This is a genomic window from Mycolicibacter icosiumassiliensis, from assembly GCF_900078685.2.
GTDB lineage: Bacteria > Actinomycetota > Actinomycetes > Mycobacteriales > Mycobacteriaceae > Mycobacterium > Mycobacterium icosiumassiliensis.
In genome coordinates this window covers 1-3,790 of sequence record NZ_LT546201.1, presented here as the reverse complement: position 1 = coordinate 3,790, position 3,790 = coordinate 1, and the positions used below count along the sequence as shown (strand labels likewise).

General features: G+C 69.7%; 3 protein-coding genes and 2 pseudogenes. 1 reads left to right on the top strand and 4 read right to left on the bottom strand.

What is annotated here, in order from left to right:
* From BN4346_RS47055 to BN4346_RS49400, 4 genes and pseudogenes are all read right to left on the bottom strand, one after another.
* Positions 1 to 421, bottom strand: a pseudogene (locus BN4346_RS47055) (phosphopyruvate hydratase); the annotation flags it as partial.
* A gap of 81 nt (positions 422 to 502) precedes the next feature.
* Entirely contained in the window at positions 503 to 1,237 is a 735-nt protein-coding gene (locus BN4346_RS47050; protein ID WP_067977113.1) for a lytic transglycosylase domain-containing protein, read from the bottom strand.
* Between the two features lie 160 nt (positions 1,238 to 1,397).
* Positions 1,398 to 1,958, bottom strand: coding sequence for an RNA polymerase sigma factor SigC (sigC, locus tag BN4346_RS49405; RefSeq protein ID WP_235653838.1), 561 nt, complete (start codon positions 1,956 to 1,958; stop codon positions 1,398 to 1,400).
* A 183-nt stretch (positions 1,959 to 2,141) separates the two neighbouring features.
* A pseudogene (locus BN4346_RS49400) lies at positions 2,142 to 2,777 on the bottom strand (DUF2275 domain-containing protein); the annotation flags it as partial.
* Positions 2,778 to 2,897: 120 nt separating this feature from the next.
* Here BN4346_RS49400 and BN4346_RS47040 point away from each other — a divergent pair.
* A partial coding sequence (locus tag BN4346_RS47040) for a PPE family protein (protein ID WP_154677708.1) occupies positions 2,898 to 3,790 on the top strand: 893 nt, incomplete at its 3' end.

Genomic DNA, 3,790 nt, shown 5'->3' with positions numbered 1-3,790 from the left:
GGATGTGGGCGTTGGGGCCGCCCAGGTAGCGGTACAGCGGCAGCGCCGCGGAGTCGGCGGCCGCCTTGGCCACCGCCAGCGACACCCCGAGCATGGCGTTGGCGCCCAGCCGGGACTTGTCCGGGGTGCCGTCGAGGTCCACCAGTGCCTGGTCCACCAGCCGCTGGTCGTCCGCGCTGATCCCGATGACCACCGGCGCGATCTGGTCCAGTACTGCGGTCACCGCCTTCTGCACACCCTTGCCGCCATAGCGGGTGCCACCGTCGCGAAGTTCCACGGCCTCGTGCTCGCCGGTGGATGCGCCGGAGGGCACCGCGGCCCGGGCGAACGTGCCGTCTTCCAGCGCGACCTCGACCTCGACCGTGGGGTTGCCGCGGGAATCGAGGATCTCGCGGGCGCCGACCTGCTGGATGATGGGCACTGACTTCTCCTTGAGCGTGGGTGGGGCTGGCCGTCGCGTCCTATCGGAGGCCTGTTGGGAGCCTATCCCGGACCAGACACCTCATAGCGGGCGACCGGCCGCGTATGCGGCGGCCCAATCCCGGACGGCGCGGGCGTAGATCTCCGACTCGTTGTAGGCCATCAACGCCGTCATCCAGCCCTTGGGGGTGGCCAGATCTTTGCCACGCCAGCACAGGTAGCCGGCCGCCGACAGCGCGGCGTCATCGATGTTGTCGGGGCTGACGATGCCGTCGTTGTTGGCGTCGACGCCGTAGAGCCGCCAGGTCTCCGGAATGAACTGCATCGGGCCCATCGCACGAACCACGCCGTCGTCGTCGGCCAGATCCGGTTGGACGTCCTCGACGATGTGGAGATTGCCCCCGGAGCCGTCGAGCCGGACCCCGCGGATCTTGGGCCGCACGTCGCCGTTGCGGGCCACCGTGGCGTGGTTGTAACGCCCGTGATGACTCTCGATCTGGCCGATGGCCGCCAGCGTGGTCCAGCCCAGGTGGCAGTTGGGGTTCTCTACCTCCGCGACCCGCGCGGCATAGGCGTAGGCCTCCAGCGCAGTGATCGGGATGCCGAGCATCGGCGCCCGCTCAGCGGCCCATTGATAAAGCTGGTCGGCCGGCCGCCCGGAGGCGACGTCCGTGCTGACCGGTGGAACCGGGTCGCCGGGGGGCGGCGGCACGCCCTGCGGGATGGGATTACCGAGCTGCCAGCTGCAACTGGATGCCAGCAGCACAGCCGTCGCGCCGACGACGGCGGCCGTCCGCAGCCAACGTAGCGCCGACACCGCTCTCTCCCCAACCTCGAAGCTATGGTTTTGCGTCCATCGTTCCATGACTGGGCCATGGGCGAGGTATCACCAACCGCCCGCTCCGCCCGCGCGTGCCGCAAAAACCGGCTCTGCCAGCGCGAACTCAGCTCAGTGTATGCGGCGGCTGAACCGCCGGCTAACCGGTCAGCTCACCGCGTTCCGGATCGGCCAGCAACGCGTCACGTGCGCGCGCAACCCGAGAACGGATGGTGCCCACCGGACAACCACAGACCGCGGCGGCGTCGGAATAGGACAGCCCGAACAGCTGGGTCAGCAGCAGCGCTTCGCGCTGATCGGTCGACAGGCCGGCGATCAACGCGGTCACCTCGACGACGTCCTCGAAGCCGCGGGCCGGACGGTCGCGGTCCAGCAGCAGCTCGGGATCGGCGCCCGGTGCGGTACGCGGACGCGCCTTGAGGTACCGAATGTGGTCCGCCACCACCCGCCGCGCAATGGCCAGCAGCCAGGTCCGGGCACTGGAACGGCCGGCGAACCGCGGGATCGCGCCGATCGCCCGAAGGAAGGTCTCCTGAGTCAGGTCGTCAGCACTGACACCGTCGAAGAGGTAGGCCACGAATCGCCAGACATCGTGCTGCGTGGCCCTGATGAAGGCCTCCAGCGCACGGGCATCACCGGCTGCGGCGGCAACGGCGAGAGCGGTGACAGCATCGTCGTCAACCCGGTCAGCTCCCGCCATGAGCACCCACCTTAGACCCGGGGCCGCGGCGCTATTACGACGCATGGTCGTAGAGCTGTCGGAGCGGTTGACCGACCGCAGATGGCGCCGGCGACCGCGCCCTCCGCCCGCCGCCGGAGCAGGCCCGCCCGCGGCGCCATCGGCGTCCCACCGGGCCGGCCGCGAGCCTGCACCGCCGATACGTTGGCGCGCCACCAGCAAAGCGAACGCCAAACCGATCAGCACCGGCAGGTGGCTGGCGACCCGCGCCGCTGTCACCTGGCCGTGGTAGGCGTCGACAGCCACGTAACCACCCAGCGCCAGCGCGTATACCCCGGTAATCGCGGCAACACCCGCCGCAACGGACGGCCAGATACCCGCCGCGATCATCGCCCCGCCGAGCGCCAACAGCCACGCCGTGGACTCATGCAGCAAATGCGCGCCGGTCGCCGCGCCGTGCCCGTGTCCGTGCGTCGACACCATGCCGAAATCCACACCGGCGATCTGCGCCAGCGCCATCACTACCTGGAAGACCCCGACCACGACTAGCGCCGGCCGCCACACACCCCACCGCGACCAGAGGCTGTCGACGGAGTTTTCGGCGGTGATCGATGTCACTCCGGCGGCCGCCAGGATCTGGGCGGCCAGGTCGGGGCCGGCCTCGGCGGCGGATTCGCTATTGATGTCTGTCAGCCGGCGGGCCTGGGCTGCGGCGCCGACCAGCCAGCGCCGGCAACTGCGGCATGATGCCAAGTGCGCGTCGACCTGCTGCGCCGGCAGGTCCTGCTGCTCGCCGTCGAGCAGCGACGACAGGGTCTCGCGCACCACCTCGCACCGCATGCCGACATAGTCGCTCATTCGGCGCCCGGATACAAAGATTCGTCTGCCGGGAACCAAACCGGGCCACACCCCGACTAATTGGTTGAAGATCACGTTGCCAAGAGTGGGAAGAGGTATTCGATGACCGCACCGGTCTGGCTGGCATCGCCGCCGGAGGTGCACTCGGCGCTGCTGAGCGCCGGGCCCGGGCCCGGTCCGCTGCTGGAATCGGCATCGGCCTACTCGGCGATGAGCGCGGAATACGCCGAAATCGCCGCCGAGCTCGACGCGGTCCTGGCCGGAGTGCAGGGAGTCTGGCAGGGTCCCAGCGCCTCGCAGTACGCGGCCGCACACGCCCCGTATCTGAGCTGGCTGGCCGAGAGCGCCGCCAAGAGCACCGCTGCGGCCGGTCTGCACCAGACCGCGGCCGCGGCCTACACCACGGCGCTGGCCGGCATGCCCACGCTGGCCGAACTGGCCGCCAACCACGCGGTGCATGCGGCGCTGGTGGCGACCAACTTCTTCGGCATCAACACCGTCCCGATCGCGCTGAACGAAGCCGACTACGCCCGGATGTGGGTGCAGGCCGCGGAGATGATGACCGTCTACCAGGGCGTCGCGGGAGCGGCGCTGGCCTCGGTGCCGCCTGCGACGCCCGCGCCGCCGATCGTGGCCCCGGGGGCTGCCGAGGCCGCTGCCGCCCCCAGCTGGGAAGAGCAGCTCAAGGACCTGATCACGCAGTACAACATGGGCTTTGCCGACCCGATCGCCAAGTGGTTGTGGGCGCAGTTGGGTGTCGACGGATATCCGATCGAGGCATTTCCGTTTGCCAGCTCGGTGACCCAGATGCTGCTGCAGATCCCGGGGATGTCCCCGATCCTGGCCGGGGCCCTGGGCTGGTTCACCTTTCACACGTTGATGCTGTTGTGGCCGATGGGGCAAATTGCCATCACGATGGCGATCCCCATCGTGATGGCCGCCGCACCCGTCCTCGCCGCTGCCGGCGGGCTCGGTGCGCTGGGTGCGCTGGGTGC

Excerpts from the sequence above, each read along its gene's own strand:
- sigC (WP_235653838.1), bottom strand. The coding sequence starts at position 1,958 with ATGGCGGGAGCTGACCGGGTTGACGACGATGCTGTCACCGCTCTCGCC.